Source organism: Bacillus sp. F2HM (assembly GCF_019266135.1).
Lineage (GTDB): Bacteria > Bacillota > Bacilli > Bacillales > Bacillaceae > Bacillus > Bacillus safensis.
Map to the genome: position 1 here is coordinate 141075 of NZ_LRMO01000011.1, position 20645 is coordinate 161719.

Annotated in this window: 19 protein-coding genes; 15 read left to right on the forward strand and 4 right to left on the reverse strand. The window is 41.9% G+C overall.

Features of this window, described 5'->3' with window-relative positions:
• Nucleotides 1-79: 79 nt before the first annotated feature.
• The 7 genes from AWT60_RS07720 to AWT60_RS07750 all read left to right on the forward strand — a co-directional run bounded on the left by AWT60_RS07720 (nucleotide 80) and on the right by AWT60_RS07750 (nucleotide 7446).
• Entirely contained in the window at nucleotides 80-595 is a 516-nt protein-coding gene (locus AWT60_RS07720; protein ID WP_218677098.1) for a MogA/MoaB family molybdenum cofactor biosynthesis protein, read from the forward strand.
• Nucleotides 596-768: 173 nt separating this feature from the next.
• The gene (locus tag AWT60_RS07725; RefSeq protein WP_024424806.1) at nucleotides 769-1980 is read left to right on the forward strand and encodes an argininosuccinate synthase; all 1212 of its coding nucleotides are present in this window, start codon (nucleotides 769-771) and stop codon (nucleotides 1978-1980) included.
• The gene (argH, locus tag AWT60_RS07730; RefSeq protein ID WP_218677099.1) at nucleotides 1977-3350 is read left to right on the forward strand and encodes an argininosuccinate lyase; all 1374 of its coding nucleotides are present in this window, start codon (nucleotides 1977-1979) and stop codon (nucleotides 3348-3350) included. Before AWT60_RS07725 ends, argH begins: the two co-directional genes overlap by 4 nt.
• 118 nt (nucleotides 3351-3468) lie before the next feature.
• Nucleotides 3469-4374 carry an aminoglycoside phosphotransferase family protein gene (locus AWT60_RS07735; protein WP_218677100.1) on the forward strand — a complete coding sequence of 302 codons (906 nt, stop codon included), beginning with the start codon at nucleotides 3469-3471 and terminating at the stop codon, nucleotides 4372-4374.
• 95 nt (nucleotides 4375-4469) lie between these two features.
• The gene (locus AWT60_RS07740; protein ID WP_218677101.1) at nucleotides 4470-5225 is read left to right on the forward strand and encodes an SDR family oxidoreductase; all 756 of its coding nucleotides are present in this window, start codon (nucleotides 4470-4472) and stop codon (nucleotides 5223-5225) included.
• A 67-nt stretch (nucleotides 5226-5292) separates the two neighbouring features.
• Nucleotides 5293-5976, forward strand: a complete 684-nt coding sequence (locus AWT60_RS07745; protein WP_218677102.1) for a metal-dependent hydrolase — start codon at nucleotides 5293-5295, stop codon at nucleotides 5974-5976.
• A gap of 147 nt (nucleotides 5977-6123) precedes the next feature.
• Nucleotides 6124-7446: a CBS domain-containing protein gene (locus AWT60_RS07750; RefSeq protein WP_024424801.1), complete on the forward strand. Its 1323-nt coding sequence runs from the start codon at nucleotides 6124-6126 to the stop codon at nucleotides 7444-7446.
• Between the two features lie 37 nt (nucleotides 7447-7483).
• On the opposite strand, the gene AWT60_RS07755 is transcribed toward AWT60_RS07750, so the two are convergent.
• Nucleotides 7484-7786, reverse strand: coding sequence for a YtpI family protein (locus tag AWT60_RS07755; protein WP_003216665.1), 303 nt, complete (start codon nucleotides 7784-7786; stop codon nucleotides 7484-7486).
• Nucleotides 7787-7933: 147 nt separating this feature from the next.
• Here AWT60_RS07755 and AWT60_RS07760 point away from each other — a divergent pair, with 147 nt between their 5' ends.
• Nucleotides 7934-8875, forward strand: coding sequence for a DHH family phosphoesterase (locus AWT60_RS07760; protein ID WP_024424800.1), 942 nt, complete (start codon nucleotides 7934-7936; stop codon nucleotides 8873-8875).
• Between the two features lie 52 nt (nucleotides 8876-8927).
• On the opposite strand, the gene AWT60_RS07765 is transcribed toward AWT60_RS07760, so the two are convergent.
• From AWT60_RS07765 to ytrH, 3 genes are all read right to left on the reverse strand, one after another.
• A complete protein-coding gene (locus tag AWT60_RS07765) occupies nucleotides 8928-9113 on the reverse strand; it encodes a YtzJ family protein (RefSeq protein WP_003216400.1) in 186 nt (61 codons plus the stop codon).
• A 108-nt stretch (nucleotides 9114-9221) separates the two neighbouring features.
• Nucleotides 9222-9725, reverse strand: a complete 504-nt coding sequence (gene ytrI, locus AWT60_RS07770) for a sporulation membrane protein YtrI (RefSeq protein WP_003216226.1) — start codon at nucleotides 9723-9725, stop codon at nucleotides 9222-9224.
• Nucleotides 9722-10063: a sporulation membrane protein YtrH gene (gene ytrH / locus AWT60_RS07775; RefSeq protein ID WP_024424798.1), complete on the reverse strand. Its 342-nt coding sequence runs from the start codon at nucleotides 10061-10063 to the stop codon at nucleotides 9722-9724. Before ytrH ends, ytrI begins: the two co-directional genes overlap by 4 nt.
• 137 nt (nucleotides 10064-10200) lie before the next feature.
• Here ytrH and dnaE point away from each other — a divergent pair, with 137 nt between their 5' ends.
• The 7 genes from dnaE (at nucleotide 10201) to AWT60_RS07810 (ending at nucleotide 20629) form a co-directional block, all read left to right on the forward strand.
• A complete protein-coding gene (gene dnaE, locus AWT60_RS07780; protein WP_218677103.1) occupies nucleotides 10201-13536 on the forward strand; it encodes a DNA polymerase III subunit alpha in 3336 nt (1111 codons plus the stop codon).
• Between the two features lie 141 nt (nucleotides 13537-13677).
• On the forward strand, nucleotides 13678-14910 hold the full coding sequence (ystJ, locus tag AWT60_RS07785) for an NADP-dependent malic enzyme (protein WP_025092260.1): 1233 nt from the start codon (nucleotides 13678-13680) through the stop codon (nucleotides 14908-14910).
• 303 nt (nucleotides 14911-15213) lie between these two features.
• Entirely contained in the window at nucleotides 15214-16089 is an 876-nt protein-coding gene (accD, locus tag AWT60_RS07790; protein ID WP_041107216.1) for an acetyl-CoA carboxylase, carboxyltransferase subunit beta, read from the forward strand.
• Nucleotides 16074-17051 (forward strand): acetyl-CoA carboxylase carboxyl transferase subunit alpha, encoded by a 978-nt coding sequence (accA, locus tag AWT60_RS07795; RefSeq protein ID WP_024424795.1) that lies wholly within the window; start codon nucleotides 16074-16076, stop codon nucleotides 17049-17051. The genes accD and accA overlap by 16 nt, the downstream gene beginning before the upstream one ends.
• A gap of 341 nt (nucleotides 17052-17392) precedes the next feature.
• Complete coding sequence (gene pfkA / locus AWT60_RS07800) at nucleotides 17393-18352, forward strand: 6-phosphofructokinase (protein WP_024424794.1); 960 nt, start codon at nucleotides 17393-17395, stop codon at nucleotides 18350-18352.
• 27 nt (nucleotides 18353-18379) lie between these two features.
• Nucleotides 18380-20140 carry a pyruvate kinase gene (gene pyk / locus AWT60_RS07805; protein WP_024426143.1) on the forward strand — a complete coding sequence of 587 codons (1761 nt, stop codon included), beginning with the start codon at nucleotides 18380-18382 and terminating at the stop codon, nucleotides 20138-20140.
• Between the two features lie 99 nt (nucleotides 20141-20239).
• Entirely contained in the window at nucleotides 20240-20629 is a 390-nt protein-coding gene (locus AWT60_RS07810) for an FxsA family protein (RefSeq protein WP_024424793.1), read from the forward strand.
• Nucleotides 20630-20645 lie beyond the last annotated feature (16 nt).

Genomic DNA, 20645 nt, shown 5'->3' on the forward strand with positions numbered 1-20645 from the left:
AAGGAAAAGAGCTTTTTTCTGTTAAAAGCAGCATGCTATAATGTTGTCCAATATGAAGCAAAAGGGAGCGGTGCGAAAGATGAGCGTGACAGAACATAAACATGAGGCGAAAGAAAGGCTTTATGTGAAAGTCATTACGGTCAGTGATACAAGAACGAAAGAAACAGACAAAAGCGGCCGTCTGATGATCGATTTGCTCAAAGAACAAGGACATCTTGTTCTTGCATACGATATCGTAAAAGATAATATTGGAGCCATTCAAGACGCTGTGCTGGAAGGAACAAGCGAAGCGAAAATAGATGCGGTCTTGTTAAATGGCGGGACAGGAATTGCCGCAAGGGATGTGACCATTGAAGCCATCACCCCTCTTTTTTCCAAGGAACTGCCTGGTTTTGGTGAAATCTTCCGCATGCTCAGTTATACAGAAGACATAGGTTCAGCCGCTATTTTGTCCCGGGCAACGGCAGGAGTCGTCAATCAAAAAGCTGTCTTTGCCACGCCGGGATCTACCGGAGCCGTTCGTTTAGCCATGACCAAACTTGTGATTCCAGAGGTTCCTCATGTCTTACGAGAGCTTGAAAAGGATCAAAAATAGCCCAAAATGACTCTGCCAAGAAAATTTGGCAGAGTTTTTTTCATAAAGGGGTTGAAAAAACAATTTTTCCTTGTTACAGTGTATACATACTAAATGCATGTTTATAAATTAAAACTTATTTTTATGCAAAAAACATTCACAGAATCAAAACAAGCGAGAGGAGCTTTTCAATCATGTCACAAAATAAAAAAGTCGTATTAGCATATTCCGGAGGTCTTGATACCTCTGTTGCAGTTAAATGGTTACAAGAGCAAGGATACGAAGTCGTTGCTTGCTGCCTAGACGTAGGTGAAGGAAAAGATTTAGCATTCGTTCAACAAAAAGCACTTCAAGTCGGAGCTGTTCAATCATACATGATTGACGCAAAAGAAGAATTTGCTGAAGAGTTTGCACTCACTGCATTACAAGCACACACAATGTATGAAGGAAAATATCCACTAGTATCTGCACTATCCCGTCCGCTTATTGCAAAAAAATTAGTGGAAGTGGCAGAAAAAGAAAATGCAGTAGCAGTTGCTCATGGATGTACTGGAAAAGGGAACGACCAAGTTCGTTTTGAAGTATCCATTAAAGCATTGAATCCAGACCTAGAAGTTCTTGCACCAGTGCGTGAATGGAAATGGTCTCGTGATGAAGAAATCGATTATGCACAAAAACACGGTATTCCAATTCCGATTAACTTAGACAGCCCATATTCAATCGACCAAAACCTTTGGGGCAGAAGTAACGAATGTGGCATTTTAGAAGATCCTTGGGCTGCGCCGCCAGAGGGTGCATATGATCTGACAAATCCACTTGAAAAAACGCCTGACACACCTGAAATCATTGAAATCACGTTTGAAAAAGGAAAACCGACAGCCATTGATGGTATCCAGTATTCATTATCTGATCTCATCCTTCATTTAAATGAAGTCGCTGGACAGCATGGTGTTGGCAGAATCGATCACGTTGAAAACCGTCTTGTCGGCATCAAATCTCGTGAAGTGTACGAATGCCCAGGTGCTGTCACACTTCTAAAAGCGCATAAAGAGCTTGAAGACTTAACGCTTGTCAAAGAAGTCGCACACTTTAAACCAATCGTTGAACAAAAAATGGCTGAATTAATATACAACGGCTTATGGTTCTCACCGCTGAAAGAAGCACTAGATGCATTCTTACAAGAAACACAACAGAACGTAACGGGTGTTGTACGTGTGAAACTATTTAAAGGTCATGCCATTGTAGAAGGACGTAAATCACCATATTCACTTTATGATGAAAATCTAGCAACTTATACAAAAGCAGATGAATTCGATCATGATGCAGCTGTAGGATTTATTAATCTTTGGGGCTTACCGACAAAAGTAAACAGCATCGTGAATAAAAAGGAGCAGGTTAAAGCATGAAAAAGCTTTGGGGAGGCCGATTTCAAAAAACACCAGAAAAATGGGTCGATGAGTTTGGCGCATCCATTCATTTCGACAAACAATTAGTCAAAGAAGATCTGACCGGCTCCCTTGCTCATGCAAGTATGCTGAATAAATGCGGTATCCTCGGCGATGAGGAGGCCGCTGCCATCAAAGATGGACTAAATACGCTCATGAAAAAGGCAGAGGCGAATGAACTGGAATTCTCAGTCGATTATGAGGACATTCATTTAAACCTTGAAAAAATGCTCATTGATGAGATTGGTCCGCTTGGCGGCAAATTGCACACAGCGAGAAGCCGGAATGATCAAGTTGCAACCGATATGCATTTATATTTGAATAACCAAGTCGAGCATATTATTGAACTGATCTCTTCCTTTCAAACGGTGCTTGTAGAAAAGGCAGAACAGCACGTTGAAACGATTTTTCCAGGATATACGCACCTGCAGCGTGCACAGCCTATTTCCTTTGCCCATCATATGCTCGCCTATTTCTGGATGTTTGAGCGTGACAAAGCGCGTTTCCAAGATTCATTAAAGCGAATTAACGTGTCTCCACTTGGATGCGGTGCGTTAGCAGGAACGACATTCCCGATTGATCGTGAATATACAGCAGAGCAGCTTGGCTTTGACCACATTTACGAAAATAGCCTCGATGGTGTGAGTGACCGGGACTTCATTTTAGAGTTTTTATCTAATAGCAGTCTTGTGATGATGCACCTCTCACGTTTTTGTGAGGAAATCATTTTATGGTGTTCGCAAGAATTCAAATTCATTGAACTCGATGACACGTATGCAACAGGCAGCAGCATGATGCCGCAGAAGAAAAACCCAGATATGGCTGAATTAATTCGCGGGAAAACAGGCCGCGTGTATGGCAATCTGATGGGGCTTCTCACGATTATGAAAGGCTTGCCGCTTACGTATAACAAAGACCTGCAAGAAGATAAGGAAGGCATGTTTGATACAGTGAAAACCATCGCTGGCAGCCTGCAAATTTTCACAGGTATGATTCAAACGATGACAGTGAACGAAGATGTCATGAAAAAGGCAACAAAAGAAGATTTCTCAAATGCGACAGAAGTGGCAGACTACCTTGCGAAAAAAGGCATGCCATTCCGTGAAGCACACGAAATCGTTGGCAAGCTTGTGTATACATGTATTCAAAAAGGCATCTATCTAAGTGATCTATCTTTTGAATCATTCACAGAAGCAAGCGAGCTTTTTGAACAAGACATTTACACTGTTCTTGATCCATATGTTGCTGTTGAAAAAAGAACAAGTGCAGGCGGAACTGGATTCAAACAAATTCAGCTCGCTTTAGAAAAAGCAAAAGCATGCCTGGCGTAACTTATGAAAACCATTCGTTTATACGGATGGTTTTTTTGTCATGGAAAAAGGAGATTGATGATCATTGGAGAAATGAAAGCATACCTGCGTCAAGCAGAAGAGGGAGTGACAGCAGATCATGAAGAAAACGCTTGAGGCTTTGTTTCATCAACCAATCGTATCAGTGAAAGCGTTAGGAGAACAATATGATGGACGGGCTAATGATGTGTGGCTGATCTCCTTACAAGATAAAACGGAATATGTAGTCAAATCTCCTAAAACTGCAAGAGAAGAAAGTGAATTTGTGTCTGGGATCAAAATGATCTATGGAGTAGATGACCGTACTGTACAAGAGCATATTGATCAAATCAATCAAAAGCTGTCTCATACGCATTCCTTTCATATTCCAGAAGTTGTTCGTAAAGTGAAGAAGGCAGGGAGACAATTTTATGTAATGGAAAAAGTAGAAGGAACACCTTTCACATCTTTTGAGGGACGTTCATCAGACTTTTATAAGGATTATGGGAGGAAATTAGCACAGCTTCATTCATATCGTACTGACTTTTTTGGTGCAGTATACGGAGCTGAAAAGAAGCATTTGCGAGAATTCCATGCTGTGTTAAAAAAGGCTGTATCCAAACTCATAGGCCGCTATTACGCTGATCAGCCTGAATTTCACTGTTATGCAGAAATTGCGCTGCAAAAGATTGAAAAGCTAAAGCCTCCTGATTCAGCCAGTCTCATTTTAATTGATTTAGATCCGTCTCAATATATTGAAAAAGATGAGCAAGTGACGAGTTTAGTTGATACAGAATATGTCGTATATGGACCAGCTGCGTTTGATTTTATTGCATTGGAATACCTTTTGACGAAAGAAGCTGCCCGCAATGTTCAATTGGGCTATGAAGAGATTTGCCCGCTTCCTCGTGATCTTCATGAGGTGAGAGAGTGCTATCGTTTTGTTTCTCTTCTGCTCGATATCCATGGCTCATGGGATTTGAAAAAATGGATGAATCACCCTATACTGTTTGACTCATATCGATAAAGGGTTCATAAGTGCGCCAGATGCCGGTTTATAGTAAAGTAAAGATAACAAAAGAAACACGTGAACTTGCAACCTTTGCTTTAGGAGGAGATTGTGTGCGACACGCATTAATAACAGCGGGTTCTAAAGGACTTGGCCGGAAAGTCACCGAGTCTTTACTGAATATGGGGTATTCTGTGACAGTGAATTATCGAAGTGATGATGAAGCTGTCCGGCAGATGAAAGAAGAATTACACCAGTACGAAGATAAGCTTCAATTTGTCCAAGGTGATGTGACAAAAAAAGAAGATTTAAAAAACATGGTAGAGCTGGCAGCAGAGCGATTTGGGCGGATTGATGCCTTGATTAACAATGCCGGTCCTTATATTTTTGAACGAAAAAAATTGGCGGATTACTCTGAAGATGAATGGTATCAAATGATGGAAGGCAACCTATCAGCAGTATTCCATTTGTTCCGAATGGTCATCCCAATGATGAGAAAACAAGGCTTTGGCCGCATTATCACTTATGGCTTCCAAGGTGCAGACCATGCGCCAGGCTGGATGCACAGATCAGCCTTTGGAGCGGCAAAAGTGGGTCTTGCGTCATTGACGAAAACCATTGCGATTGAAGAAGCCGAAAATGGCATCACTGCTAATATGGTTTGTCCAGGCAAAATCGTTGGAGACATGAAAGAATCGACAATAGAGAAAGCCCGTCAAATCAAAGACGATGAAACGCCGATAGGCAGGTCTGGCACTGGAGAGGATATAGGGCGTATCATCTCATTTCTATGTGATGACCGTTCAGACCTCATTACAGGCACCGTCATTGAGGCAACAGGTGGTCTTAACGTGATTCACAGGCATTAAGTTTTTCAGCTTTTTATAGAGGGAATAAATGATATGAGATCAAAATTTGAAAGGTGGATATACTTACATGAAAGCTACATATCATGGACATTCAGTTGTACACATTGAAACAAACGGATACCATATTTGGATTGACCCATTTTTAAATGGAAATAAGCACACAGAGATTAATCCGCAAGATGTGAAAGCGGATGTCATTTTACTGACACATGGACATGGAGATCACCTTGGTGACACGATTGAAATTGCTAAAAATAATGACGCTCTCGTCGTTGCGCCAAATGAGCTTGCAGTTTATTTAAGCTGGCAAGGGGTGAAAACGCACCCGCTTCATATCGGCGGCGGACGTGAGTTTGAATTTGGTAAAGTGAAGCTCACGCAAGCGTTTCATGGTTCAGCTGTCATTGATGAAGAAACGAAAACAATTACGTATACAGGCATGCCATCAGGTATTTTATTCACGGCAGAGGGCAAAACGATTTATCATGCTGGAGACACCGCGCTCTTTTCAGATATGAAGCTGATCGGTGAACTGAATCATATTGACCTTGCCTTTCTTCCAATCGGGGATAACTTCACGATGGGACCGGAAGATGCAAGAATCGCAGCAGAATGGCTGCGTGCAAAGCAGGTCGTTCCGATTCACTACAGCACATTCCCGCCAATTGAACAGGATCCGCATGCCTTTGCAGACAGCCTGCATGGCGGCGTCGGTCATGTGTTAAACAGCGGGGAATCAATCGAGATTTAATCCTCATATGAAAGAAGCTGGCACACAAATGCCGGCTTTTTTATTTGCCTTCATCTGCCGAAAGAAAAGACAAATTGCTATTAAAAGCCTCCTGCCCTTATAATGAAACATAGATGAAAACGCTGAAAACAAAAAGGGTGAACGGGATTGGCGACAAAGCATGAGCAAATTTTATCGTATATTGATTCATTAGATGTCGGAGAGAAAATTTCTGTCCGGCGCATAGCGAAAGAAATGAAAGTGAGTGAAGGCACCGCTTACCGGGCCATCAAAGATGCTGAAAATAAAGGATTCGTCAGTACCATTGAACGAGTCGGCACCATTCGAATTGAACAAAAGAAAAAAGAAAATATTGAAAAACTGACATATGCAGAAGTGGTCAATGTCATTGATGGACAGGTCCTTGGAGGACGCGCCGGCTTACATAAAACGTTAAATAAATTTGTTATCGGAGCGATGGAGCTGGACGCAATGATGCGCTATACAGCAGCTGGCAACCTGCTCATCGTCGGAAACCGAATCAATGCCCACAGACAGGCATTAGAGGCAGGGGCGGCTGTGCTGGTCACAGGCGGATTCTCAACAGATGATGAAATCATTCAGCTCGCAGATGAGCTGGAGCTGCCGATTTTATCGACAAGCTACGATACATTTACCGTAGCGGCTCTCATTAACAGAGCCATTTATGACCAATTAATTAAAAAAGAAATTGTGCTTGTAGAAGATATTTTAACGCCGATTGAACGCACCGTGTATTTATCACCAGAGGATAAGCTTGAAAAATGGTATGAAAAGAATTATGAAACTGGCCACGGCCGTTTCCCGGTCGCAGATGATCAAATGAAGATTCACGGAATCCTCACCTCAAAGGATATTGCGGGGCATGACCGCTCCACACCGATTGAAAAAGTGATGACGAAAAATCCGCTGACGGTCATTGGCAAAACATCTGTCGCCTCAGCTGCACAAATGATGGTGTGGGAAGGCATTGAGGTGCTGCCAGTTGTGGATGATCATGCGAAGCTGATTGGTATGATCAGCCGTCAGGATGTGCTCAAGGCGCTCCAAATGATTCAAAAGCAGCCGCAGGTCGGAGAAAAGCTGGATGATGTTGTCTCAAGAGGATTTAAAGAAGCCGATACAGAGAAACCAAAAGCAGATGCGGTTTATCAATACGAGGTCACCCCGCAAATGACGAACCAGCTTGGAAACATTTCATATGGAGTGTTCACACAAATTTTAATCGAATCAGCCAACCGCTTCTTAAAATCTCATAAAAAAGGCGAACTGATCGTTGAGAGTCTTTCTGTCTACTTTTTAAAACCAGTCCAAATGGAATCCACAATCCAGATTAAGCCGAATATTTTAGAAGTAGGACGCAAATTTGGAAAGCTGGAAGTCGAGGTGTACCATCAATCGAATATCGTAGGAAAAGCGATGCTGATGGTGCAGCTGATGGAAAGAGGATAATGATAAAAAGGGCGAACTCATGTCGCCCCTTTCCTTATTACGCGTGATCTTTTTCGCCTTCCTTTAAAAAGAGCGGAAGATAGTGCTTGTAGGCTTTATACCCAGCCCATGTACTGCCGATACCAACAGCAACAAAAATAAATCCGATGACAAATGCAAGTGACGAGCGGTTTAAAAATAATTGATTCACACCGAAGAGCAGGACAAAGCAGCCAAGTGCCATACTGGATTTCGCCGACCAGAATTTTTTCTCGACTGGCCGGTTCGTACGAACATTTTTTGCTTTGTAGTATAAATAAAACATGGCAGAACAAATAATAAACACAATCAAAACAAGCATGTGCCAAGCCTCCATTGTAAGTGGTTACAACCCTATTTTAAACGTAAATAGGCTTGCTTACTAGAATAAATTGTCTATTCCTCACTTTTCCGTCACGATAGATTATGATTTAATAATAAAAAGAGTATCGCATGAGAAGGAGTTTTTATGAAAAAAGAACTGATTAGAACCATATCATTATATGACACCATCATCATCCATAGACATGTAAGACCAGATCCTGATGCGTATGGATCGCAGTGCGGCCTTACGGAAATCTTGCGTGCCACCTATCCAGAAAAAAATATTTATGCGACAGGAACGCCTGAGCCATCCCTTTCATTTTTATATGAACTCGATGAGGTACCAGACGACGTGTATAAAGGGGCCCTTGTCATTGTCTGTGATACGGCCAATCAAGCAAGAATCGATGATCAGCGCTATTTAATGGGCGATAAGCTGATGAAAATCGACCATCACCCGAATGAAGATCCTTATGGTGATTTGCTTTGGGTGGATACAGAGGCAAGCTCTGTGAGCGAGATGATTTATGAATTGTACTTAGAGGGGAAAGAAGAAGGATATCAGCTGAACACAAAGGCAGCTGAATTGATCTATGCCGGCATTGTAGGAGACACAGGCCGCTTCCTTTTCCCAAACACAACGAAAAAGACACTCAAATATGCAGGGGAACTGATCGAATATCCATTTTCATCTTCAGATCTTTTCAATCAATTGTATGAGACAGATTTGAATGTCGTGAAATTAAATGGCTATATTTTTCAACATATTTCTTTGTCAGAGAACGGGGTTGCATCTGTTTTCATTAAGCGTGAAATTTTGGAATCGTTCCAAACAACAGCGCAGCAGGCCTCACAACTTGTTGGGACACTAGGAAATATTGCAGGCATTAAGGCATGGGTCTTTTTTGTGGAAGAAAACGATCAGATTCGTGTGAGATTCCGCTCTAAAGGCGTCGTCATTAATACCATTGCGAAAAAATATCATGGCGGCGGCCACCCGCTTGCAGCCGGTGCGTCCATTTATGATTGGGCAGTAGCAGATGAGATTTTGCGTGATTTAGAGGAAGTATGTAAATCATCATCATAAGAGAGGAGGGATACTTAAGTCCCTTCTCTCTTTTTTGTCATGGAGAAAAGGGTTACTTGCATACAGGGATAAACCAGCAGCCGATGTCTGTTGAATCTTCATAGGCTTGGAGATTTTGATGCTTTAATTCTTTTTTAATTAAATGAGCCATCATTTCTGTCTCAGCATAAGCACACATGCCGTCTTTGATCCGGCTTGCTTTGTCTCGTGCCATTTGACGATAGCTGTAAACCTCCATTGTCCTCACCTCTTTCTATTTAAGATCTCGTTCTACTTTTAGTGTATAAAAATGAAGCGTGAAAAGAAATCATTGAGGGCAGAAATTCATAAAAATTCCACAACCTCTTTATTCAGCAAATGAAATACGTACTTCAAGTGAAAGCTTCGTATAAATTGTCAGCTCTGTCACTTTCGCGCGGTATGCCTTTTCCCGAATGGTATATTCTTTATTTTCCACTGTCCGTTTTAGTAATTCCTTTGTTTTATAGACACTTTCAATATCTTTTGTAATGACTTCTGAGATATCCTCCTTGACCTGATCTTCAAACTTTAGCGTATCTGGCTCTGGGATTTTATATTGCTCACGATTCACGAGATGAACATCTACGCTTTGGATCAGCAGCCGCTTCTTATTATCCTCATTTAACTTATGCAAATCTTCCCGATAGAGTGTGATTTGTTCTTTCAGACTGTCCATATGATGCTGCTGGCTTCTCAGCAGTGTCACTTGTTTTTCCTGAAAGGTTCCGTAAGTAAAGAGAAAAATAAGCCAGCTTACAATCGCACCAAACATCATTCCTGCAAAAAAACGCTGCCAGCCTGGGCGTTTATACAGCTCCGGCACCCTCATGATGACACATGCTCCTGGGTGAGCCACGTAATTATGAGATACCCCGTTTGTGCACCGCCCATGGCAGAGATGATTAATAAAATCTGCTTGAAAATATCACGCGTGTTTCCTTCAAAAATGCCTCGTTCAAAGCTATATACAGCATCAAATGTTCCGCCGATAGCGGCGACAAGCGCCCAAATCTTTAAACGGTTGGCAAGACTAGTAATAATGGATAAAGGCGGCTGACCAGATAAATACGCACCAACGCCGCCTATGATAGCACCACCCAAGATGACCCCTAGGGCGATAAAATAACAGCTGATAAAATTCGGAATAAAAGCTTCCTTCACATCCATTTTGTCCACCTCACTCTATTCAATATATGGCGTGTGCTGGACAAGTATGAACGGACAGAAAAGAAAGAACATTTGTTTCTCATCGCATCGCGTTTTATAATGAAAGAATGACTTTAGACGAAAGGAGTGGATTAAGCATGTCTTATGTTCATCTTCAGGTCCACAGTGGATACAGCTTGTTAAGCAGTGCAGCTAAAGTAAAGGAGCTTGTGCTGAAAGCAAAAGAACTTGGCTGCAAGGCGCTCGCACTTACCGATGACCATGTGATGTATGGCACGGTTGAATTTTATAAGGAATGTAAAAAACATGGCATCAAGCCGGTTATCGGTTTAACAGCTTCTGTCTTCATAGATGAACAAGAGACAGAGGCTTATCCCCTGGTACTCCTTGCAAAAAACAATGAAGGCTATCAAAACCTAATCAAAATCAGCAGTGTGCTGAAATCAAAATCAAAAGCCGGATTGAAAGAGAAATGGCTCAAAAGCTATCACCGCGGGCTCATTGCCATCACACCAGGCGCATCTGGGTATATTGAAACGCTTTTGCAGCATGATCAGTTAGAAGAAGCGCGTGAAGCCGCCAAACAATTGCAGCATATATTCGGCGAGGGACATGTGTATATCGCACTTCAGCCATTTCAGCAGGACGAATCGCTCGCCGGCAAACTGCGGGACGTCTCACAAAGTGCAGACATTCCTCTTGTTGCGACGGGTGATGTTCACTATATCAATCGAGAAGACAAAATGGCTTATACGTGCTTAAAGGCGATTAAAGCAGGTAAGCAGCTTTCAGAGATAGAGGAAGACCGAGGAGAAAAGCATTTCAGAACCTTTGAAGAAATGTTGGAATGGTATAGAGATGATCGAGAGCTGCTGACAAGAACGGTGGAGATTGCAAACCGCTGTGAAGTTGATTTAAATCTTGGGCAGACAAAACTTCCATCCTATCCGACTCCTGATCAATCAACAGCAGATCAGTTTTTACGCAGAGTGTGTGCAGAAGGGATGAAGCAAAGAAAGATTGCTTCAAATGACATGTATGTCAAAAGGCTTGAATATGAGCTGAGCATTATCCAAAAAATGAATTTCAGTGATTATTTTCTCATTGTGTGGGATTTTATGAAGTATGCGCATGACAAAGGGATTGTCACAGGCCCTGGAAGGGGATCAGCAGCGGGTTCACTTGTTGCGTATGTTCTGTTTATTACGGATGTCGATCCGATCCGTCACGGTCTTTTATTTGAGCGTTTCTTAAATCCAGAGCGGATCAGCATGCCAGATATTGATATTGATTTCCCCGACACGAGAAGAGATGAAATCATTTCTTATGTAAAAGACAAATACGGAGACATGCATGTGGCGCAAATTGTCACGTTTGGAACACTTGCAGCAAAAGCTGCTTTAAGGGATGTTGGACGTGTGATGGGAATTGATTCAAAGGCAGCGGACCGTCTTGCCAAGCTGATTCCATCAAAGCCAGGAACGACGCTGAAAGAAGCGGTGACTGCATCTTCTGAATTAAAAACGATGCTTCAGCAATCCGAAGAGCTTCGAAAGGTCTTCCAAACTGCTTTAAAAGTAGAAGGCTTGCCAAGACACACCTCGACACATGCAGCTGGTGTTGTGCTGAGTGAAGAGCCGCTGACAGAGGTCGTTCCGATTCAAGACGGCCATGAAGGTGTGTATTTAACGCAGTACGCCATGAATTATTTAGAAGATCTTGGACTTTTAAAGATGGATTTCTTAGGGCTCAGAAACTTAACATTAATTGAATCCATTAAAAACCAGATTGAAAGACAGGAAAACGTCCACATTAACTTTAGTGACATTTCATATGAGGATCAGAAAACGTTTGAATTGTTATCCGCGGGAGATACAACTGGAATATTCCAGCTTGAATCACAGGGAATGCGTCAGGTGCTGAGACGCCTGAAGCCGTCTAGTTTAGAAGACATCGTGGCGGTCAATGCTCTCTATCGTCCAGGTCCAATGGAAAATATCCCGCTTTTTATCGACCGAAAGCATGGCAGAGTCAAGGTCTCCTATCCTCATCCTGATTTGTATGACATATTAAAGGATACATATGGGGTCATCGTCTATCAGGAGCAAATCATGCTGATTGCAGCGAAGATGGCTGGTTTTCAGCTGGGCGAGGCAGATCTATTAAGAAGAGCTGTTTCAAAGAAGGATAAAAAGGTCCTGGATGAAGAGCGAAGCCATTTTGTTGAAGGATGCCTCAAAAAGGAGTATCCTGTTAACATTGCAAATGACGTTTATGACTTAATCGTCAAATTTGCAAACTATGGTTTTAATAGAAGCCATGCTGTTGCATATAGCATGATTGGCTTTCAGCTTGCTTATTTAAAAGCGCATTATCCGTTATATTTTATGTGCGGTCTTTTAACGAGTGTAATTGGAAATGAAGACAAAGTTGCTCAATATTTCTATGAGGCGAAGGAAAAAGGGATATCTGTGTTGAAGCCTTCTATTAATAAGAGTGAGTTTCCATTTACGGTTGAAAAAGGGGAGATCCGCTACAGCTTAAGAGCGATCAAAAATGTCGGAGTGTCAGCTGTAAAGGATATATACAGAGCAAGACAGGAAAAGCCGTTTGAAGATTTATTTGATTTTTGCGCAAGAGTATCACCAAAGAGTGTCAACCGAAAAACGATTGAAGCGCTCATTTTTTCAGGGGCGATGGATGAGTTTTATCCCAATCGTGCTTCGTTATTAGCATCGATAGATATCGCGTTAGATCACGTGTCATTTTTAAATCCAGAGGATCAGCTGGACTTTCTTGGGGATACAACCTTCTCCATTAAGCCAAAATATGCGGAGATAGAAGAAATGCCGCTTGTTGATCTCCTGCAATTTGAAAAAGAGGCACTCGGGTTATATTTATCAAATCACCCAGTACAAGCATACCGAGACCGCTTAAGAGAGAATGGTGCAGTGGAAATCATCAGGCTTTCTTCCTATATAAAGCGTAAAATCTCAATGGGTGGTCTTTTGACAAAAGTGAAATCGATTCGGACAAAAAATGGACAATCGATGGCATTTGTTACATTTGGGGATGAAACGGGAGAAATGGAAGGCGTCGTCTTTCCAGAGCAATTTAGAAAGCTGTCCCCCTTACTTGAGGAGGGCAACATGCTTTATGTTGAAGGCAGAGTAGAGGTCAGAAATGACAGCAGTCAAATCATCGTGCAAGAAGCTGCTTTGCTGGAAGAGATGGACGAAAAAAGAAAAGAGTCTGTCTACATTCGTGTGAAAGAAGAGAATCATACGCAGGAGCTGCTAGAGCAAGTAAAACGAGTCATCTCAATGCACAGCGGAGAAGCAGATGTCTATTTGTATTATGAGAAGCAAAAAAAGACGATGAGACTTCCAGATGCATACAAAGTTCATGCAGATCATGCTGTGATTTTCCAGTTAAAAGAGCTGCTCGGTGAACAAAACGTTGTGATTAAATGATGACAAATCGCCTGAATATGTTTTACAAATTCACCTATTGTGTTATCATTTTAAAGATTCTGTTTATTTAAAACTGCCAGTATGTGCTTATCAACTTAGCAAATCATTAAATCATTTTCCACTTGAAGGAGTGTTCATCACATGTCATTAAGAGAAGAAGCATTACATATGCACAAAGAGAATCAAGGCAAACTCGAATCAAAGTCAAAAGTACAAGTGAAAAATGCGAAAGACTTGAGCTTGGCTTATTCACCTGGTGTTGCAGAACCATGTAAGGATATTTATGACGACACAAGCAAAGTGTATGATTATACAATGAAAGGCAATATGGTCGCTGTTGTCACAGACGGAAGCGCTGTTTTAGGACTTGGAAATATTGGTGCAGAAGCATCTCTTCCAGTAATGGAAGGGAAAGCTGTATTATTCAAAAGTTTTGCAGGCGTAGATGCCTTCCCAATCGCGCTTGCAACGAACGATGTAGACAAAATCGTTGAAACAGTGAAGCTTCTTGAGCCGACTTTTGGCGGTGTGAACCTTGAAGATATTGCAGCGCCTAACTGCTTTATCATCGAAGAGCGCTTGAAAAAAGAGACAAACATTCCAGTTTTCCACGATGATCAGCACGGAACAGCCATTGTGACAGTAGCAGGACTTGTGAATGCATTGAAGCTATCTGGAAAATCCATGTCTTCAATCAAAGTAGTTGCAAACGGCGCCGGGGCAGCAGGAATTGCGATTATCAAACTTCTTTATCATTTCGGTGTACGTGATATCATTATGTGTGATACGAAAGGTGCTATTTACGAAGGCCGCCCGAACGGTATGAATGCAGTGAAAAACGAAGTAGCTAAATTCACGAACCAAGACCGCAAAGAAGGTTCATTAGAAGAGGTCATTGAAGGCGCAGACGTCTTTATCGGGGTTTCTGTAGCAGGCGCTTTAACAAAAGAAATGGTTGGAAAAATGGCAAAAGATCCTGTCATCTTTGCTATGGCTAATCCAAATCCAGAGATCATGCCAGAAGATGCACATGCAGCAGGAGCAAGTGTTGTAGGAACTGGCCGTTCTGACTTCCCGAACCAAGTGAATAACGTACTGGCATTCCCAGGAATTTTCCGCGGAGCATTAGATGTACGTGCAACTCACATTAACGAAGAAATGAAAATCGCAGCTGTTGAAGCCATTGCGTCTCTTGTTTCAGATGAAGAATTGTCAGCTGAATATGTCATCCCTGCACCATTTGATGCACGCGTAGCACCAGCGGTAGCAAAAGCGGTGGCAAAAGCAGCAATGGAAACTGGCGTTGCAAGAATCAAAGTCGACCCAGAAGCTGTCGCTGAAAAAACAAGAAAATTAACGATTATCGGCGAATAATCAACTGGAAAAGTGTGCACGTTCTTTCTGAAACTGGAGAAAAACGTGCACCATTTCCTCTCTTACGCGAAAATTTTTTCATCCGGAATGAGATTTTTTTGTAGACGTTCACAATTCAAACATATCAACTGCTCAGCGCCCCAAACACATACTCATTTCTCATCAATTCCCCACTGAAAAAATTGAATGAAGGATGACAGCGTTTGACAAAAAAAGTACAATAGTTTCGGTACAGTTATGACATGTCCTATAATAGTGGATGTGCGTGTAAAGAAAAAACCCTTCAAAAAGGGAGGTAGTCATTTGTCAATCAAGAATATTTTCAGTAAAAAGAAAAAATATGCATCTGTACCCTCTGAACAGGCAAGTCAAGATGTGCCTGAAGGCATCATGACCAAATGTCCGCAATGTAAAAAAATAATGCTCACCAAAGAACTAGATAAAAATTTACGTGTTTGTATGAATTGCGGCAGACATTTGCAAATGAATGCAAAACAGCGTATTGAAAGCCTTGTAGATGAAGGCACATTTGAAGAATTTAACGGGCACCTCATTTCATCAAACCCGCTCGGTTTCCCAGGCTACGAAGAAAAGCTTGAGAAAGACAGAGAAAAAACATCTTTGAATGAAGCCATTGTTACAGGTAAAGGTGAAATTGAAGGCCAAAGTGCTGTGATTGCTGTCATGGATGCCACGTTCCGTATGGGCAGCATGGGATCGGTTGTTGGTGAAAAAATCACGCTGGCGATCGAGAAAGCAAAAGCGGACAAGGTGCCATTTATTATCTTTACTGCTTCTGGCGGAGCGAGAATGCAAGAGGGAATTCTCAGTCTCATGCAGATGGCAAAAACAAGTTCAGCATTAAAACTGTTCAGCGAGGATCAAGGTTTGATTATCTCTGTGATGACGAACCCAACAACTGGCGGTGTATCAGCTAGTTTTGCTTCTCTCGGTGATTACAATTTTGCAGAACCTGGTGCTTTAATTGGTTTTGCAGGCCGCAGAATCATTGAACAAACGATTCGTGAAGACCTGCCGGAGGACTTCCAGACGGCTGAATTTTTAATGAAGCATGGACAGCTTGATGCTGTCATCCATCGTTCAGAAATGAAAGAAACACTAGGCCGAATCTTAGCGCTACACAGCACAGGAGGTGAACGAGAGTGGCTGGAGAACTAGAATTTGAAAAACCTGTCATTGAACTTCGAGCGAAAATTGATGAACTGAAAAAGTTCACACAAAACTCAGAAATGGATTTAAGTGCAGAAATTGAGCGCCTTGAAACACGTCTGAGCAAGCTTGAAGCAGACATTTATACAAATTTAAAGCCGTGGGACAGAGTGCAGATTGCTCGGCATGCGATGCGCCCAACAACTCTCGATTACATTCAAGAGCTGTTTGACAACTTTTTCGAATGTCACGGTGACCGTTTTTATGGTGATGATGAAGCGATCGTTGGAGGAATTGCCACGTTTAAAGGGCTTCCTGTCACGGTTATTGGCCATCAGCGCGGTAAAGATACAAAAGAAAACTTGCGCCGTAATTTCGGAATGCCTCATCCAGAAGGCTACCGTAAAGCGCTGCGCTTGATGAAACAAGCAGATAAATTTAATCGTCCAATCATTTGCTTTATTGATACAAAAGGAGCTTATCCTGGTAAAGCGGCTGAAGAGCGCGGACAAAGTGAAGCAATTGCGAAAAACCTATTCGAAATGGCAGGACTTCGTGTACCAGTTGTCTGTATTGTCATTGGAGAAGGCGGAAGCGGCGGCGCACTAGGCTTAGGCGTAGGAAACCACCTATTCATGCTAGAAAACTCTACGTATTCAGTGATTTCACCTGAAGGTGCAGCAGCACTGCTCTGGAAGGACTCATCACTTGCGAAAAAAGCTGCAGAATCAATGAAAATTACCGCTCCAGACCTAAAAGAATTAGATATTATAGATGATGTTATTAAAGAAGTGCAAGGTGGAGCACATCGAGACGTGAAACAACAAGCAGCTTACATGGAAAAAACATTAAAACAGTCACTTACATCTTTGCTCAAACTAACGCCTGAAGAACTAGTCGAACAAAGATATGAAAAATACAAAGCAATCGGGAAAGTCTCGATTGAAAATCAATATATTGGGGTAAACTAAATAAACGTACAGCCTTTTTGGCTGGCGTTTATTTTTTTCATCTTTTTTCATGAAAACCATCTTCATGTAAGCGCTATTTGAAAATAATTTTCTTTTGTTTTCATAAAATTTGAAACGTCTGAAAACCTTGATATGACAAGGTTTATAGCACTTGCCTTTACAGATTTCAGAGAGATTTGCTTTCATGACGTTCTTAACTTTTGTTTAAAAACGGTTTATTTAATTGTATAATAAGTACGGTTTTAGAAATTCGTATTGAAAACATCCAAATTTGCTCATGATTGTTTTCAAGCAGTGGAAATGGTATGTTTAATTCATATATGGTCTCTGAGGTGAAAAAGATGAAGCGTATAGGAGTTTTAACAAGCGGTGGGGATTCCCCAGGAATGAATGCAGCTGTGCGCGCAGTTGTAAGGAAAGCAATTTACCATAATGTTGAAGTTTACGGTATTTATAATGGATACTCAGGTCTAATTAACGGTAAAATTGAGAAACTCGAAATAGGTTCAGTAGGCGATATCATTCATCGTGGAGGAACAAAACTTTACACGGCAAGATGTCCTGAATTCAAGACAGTTGAAGGTCGTGAAAAGGGAATTGAAAACTTAAAAAAATTCGGTATTGAAGGACTTGTAGTCATTGGTGGAGACGGGTCATTTATGGGAGCGAAGAAATTAACAGAGCTCGGTTTTCCATGTGTAGGTGTCCCTGGCACGATTGACAACGATATTCCAGGTACTGATTTCACTATTGGCTTTGATACAGCACTGAATACTGTCATTGATGCCATTGATAAAATTCGTGATACAGCCACATCTCATGAACGTACATACGTAGTGGAAGTAATGGGAAGACATGCTGGTGATATTGCTCTTTGGTCAGGTCTTGCGGGCGGAGCCGAATCTATTTTGATTCCTGAAGCAGACTATGACATGGACGAAATTATTGCTAGGTTAAGAAGAGGTCACGAACGCGGCAAGAAGCATAGTATCATCATCGTTGCAGAAGGCGTAGGCAGCGGTGTTGAATTTGGTAAGCGGATTGAAGAGGAGACAAGCCTTGAAACACGTGTATCCGTCTTAGGACATATTCAGCGCGGAGGTTCTCCGAGCGCGTTTGACCGAGTGCTGGCAAGCCGTTTAGGAGCATATGCAGTCGAACTTCTTCTCGAAGGACAAGGCGGACGCTGTGTAGGCATTCAAAGTAATGAACTCGTTCATCACGATATTTTAGAAATCTTAGATAAAAAACATACAGTCGATAAAAATATGTACCGACTTTCACAAGAGCTCTCTATATAAAACGAGAAGACCTTAGGAGGAACAGTAATGAGAAAGACAAAAATCGTTTGTACAATCGGTCCAGCAAGTGAAAGCATTGAAAAGCTGACTGAATTGATTGAAGCAGGAATGAATGTAGCCAGACTAAACTTCTCCCATGGAGATTTTGAAGAGCATGGTGCACGCATTGAAAACATACGTAAAGCAGGTAAAACATTAGGCAAGGACATTGCGATCCTTCTAGATACAAAAGGTCCAGAGATCCGTACACGTACAGTTGAAAACGGCTCAATTGAGCTAGTCGCTGGTGCTGATCTTATCGTGAGTATGGAAGACATTGTTGGAAATACGGAAAAAATTAGTGTGACATACGAAGATTTAATTCATGATGTAGAAGTAGGTTCAACGATTCTATTAGATGATGGTCTGATTGGTTTAGAAGTAAAAGAAATTAACAAGGACCGCAAAGAAATCGTCACTAAAGTCATGAATACAGGCACGCTCAAAAACAAAAAAGGCGTCAACATACCTGGCGTCAGTGTGAACCTGCCAGGTATTACAGAAAAGGATGCCAATGATATTCTGTTTGGAATTGAACAAGGCGTCGATTTCATCGCAGCCTCTTTTGTGAGACGAGCTTCTGATGTTCTTGAAATTCGTGAGCTTCTTGAAAAGAACAATGCGACTGATATTCAAATCATCCCTAAGATTGAAAACCAAGAGGGTGTTGATAACATCGACGAGATCCTTGAGGTATCTGACGGTTTAATGGTTGCGCGTGGAGATCTTGGTGTAGAGATCCCGGCAGAAGAAGTACCGCTTGTTCAAAAAATGCTGATCAAAAAATGCAATCGTTTAGGCAAGCCTGTCATCACAGCGACTCAAATGCTGGACAGCATGCAGCGTAACCCTCGTCCAACTCGTGCGGAAGCAAGTGACGTGGCAAATGCTATTTTTGACGGTACAGATGCGATTATGCTTTCTGGTGAAACAGCAGCAGGAACATATCCAGTAGAAGCCGTACAAACAATGCATAACATTGCATCACGTTCAGAAGAAGCACTAAATTATAAAGCCATTCTTTCTCGCAGAAGCGAAGAAGTAGAAGTCAGTATTACAGACGCGATCGGTCAATCTGTTGCACATACAGCAATGAAGCTTGATGTAGCAGCGATTGTGACACCGACGGAAAGCGGACATACAGCAAGAATGATTTCAAAATATAGACCAAAAGCACCAATCGTAGCAGTTACTGCAAACGAATCAGTTGCGAGAAAGCTTTCACTTGTATTCGGTGTATTTGCAAAGAGCGGATCAAAAACGACGTCTACAGATGAAATGCTTGAGAATGCAGTAGAAAAGTCAATTGAAACAGGCTATGTAAGACACGGCGATTTAATCGTGATTACAGCAGGTGTGCCAGTTGGTGAAACAGGTACGACGAACTTAATGAAAGTATATGTTGTCGGTGACATCATTGCGAAAGGTCAAGGTATTGGCCGTAAATCTGCATTTGGACCGGTTGTCATTGCACAAAGCGGAAAAGAAGCAGAAGAAAAAATGTACGATGGTGCGATCCTAGTCGCAAACTGCACAGATCGTGATATGATGGGAGCTTTAGAAAAAGCATCTGCCCTTATCACAGAAGAAGGCGGTTTAACAAGCCATGCAGCAGTTGTTGGACTAAGCCTTGGCATTCCAGTGATTGTTGGTCTTGACAGCGCCACGACACTTTTAAAAGAAGGCGAAGAGATTACAGTAGATCCAGCACGCGGAGCGATCTACAAAGGCCGTGCGAGTGTCCTTTAAATCATCCAAGAGGGGAGTTGTCTGACTCCTCTCTTTTTTTATGTTACACTAAAAAAAGTAAACAGCTTTCGATGAAAGATACCCCATGAGGTGATATGGTTGAAGAAATATTTTCTACTATTATTAATTCTGTTCCCTGCGGTGGAAATTAGTTTATTTTTAATCTCAAGTAAAATCATTGGCATTTTGCCAACCATGCTGCTCATCGTGCTGACAAGTGCCTTAGGTGCTTATTTTGCAAGAAAACAAGGTATAGAAGCCTTCCAAAAAGTGCAGCGAGATTTACAATATGGCAAGATGCCAGGGGGAGCGATTGTCGATGGTTTTTGCATTCTAATCGGCGGTCTGCTGCTGCTCATTCCAGGCTTCTTATCGGATCTCATTGGGGCTTTGCTGCTCATTCCGGTGACGAGAAAGGGAATCAAGCCGCTCTTTGAACGCTGGCTTAGAAACATGTCTAATCGTAACCGCTACACGATCATTCGTTAAAGAGACCTTCAGGCTG

Coding starts and splice junctions, on each gene's coding strand:
- AWT60_RS07735 (WP_218677100.1), top strand. CDS start 3,469: ATGAAGAAAACGCTTGAGGCTTTGTTTCATCAACCAATCGTATCAGTG.
- ytrI (WP_003216226.1), bottom strand. CDS start 9,725: ATGAGGGTGCCGGAGCTGTATAAACGCCCAGGCTGGCAGCGTTTTTTT.
- AWT60_RS07720 (WP_218677098.1), top strand. CDS start 80: ATGAGCGTGACAGAACATAAACATGAGGCGAAAGAAAGGCTTTATGTG.
- ytrH (WP_024424798.1), bottom strand. CDS start 10,063: ATGGATGTGAAGGAAGCTTTTATTCCGAATTTTATCAGCTGTTATTTT.
- AWT60_RS07725 (WP_024424806.1), top strand. CDS start 769: ATGTCACAAAATAAAAAAGTCGTATTAGCATATTCCGGAGGTCTTGAT.
- AWT60_RS07755 (WP_003216665.1), bottom strand. CDS start 7,786: ATGCTTGTTTTGATTGTGTTTATTATTTGTTCTGCCATGTTTTATTTA.
- AWT60_RS07760 (WP_024424800.1), top strand. CDS start 7,934: ATGAAAAAAGAACTGATTAGAACCATATCATTATATGACACCATCATC.
- ystJ (WP_025092260.1), top strand. CDS start 13,678: ATGTCATTAAGAGAAGAAGCATTACATATGCACAAAGAGAATCAAGGC.
- pfkA (WP_024424794.1), top strand. CDS start 17,393: ATGAAGCGTATAGGAGTTTTAACAAGCGGTGGGGATTCCCCAGGAATG.
- argH (WP_218677099.1), top strand. CDS start 1,977: ATGAAAAAGCTTTGGGGAGGCCGATTTCAAAAAACACCAGAAAAATGG.
- dnaE (WP_218677103.1), top strand. CDS start 10,201: ATGTCTTATGTTCATCTTCAGGTCCACAGTGGATACAGCTTGTTAAGC.
- AWT60_RS07745 (WP_218677102.1), top strand. CDS start 5,293: ATGAAAGCTACATATCATGGACATTCAGTTGTACACATTGAAACAAAC.
- AWT60_RS07765 (WP_003216400.1), bottom strand. CDS start 9,113: ATGGAGGTTTACAGCTATCGTCAAATGGCACGAGACAAAGCAAGCCGG.
- pyk (WP_024426143.1), top strand. CDS start 18,380: ATGAGAAAGACAAAAATCGTTTGTACAATCGGTCCAGCAAGTGAAAGC.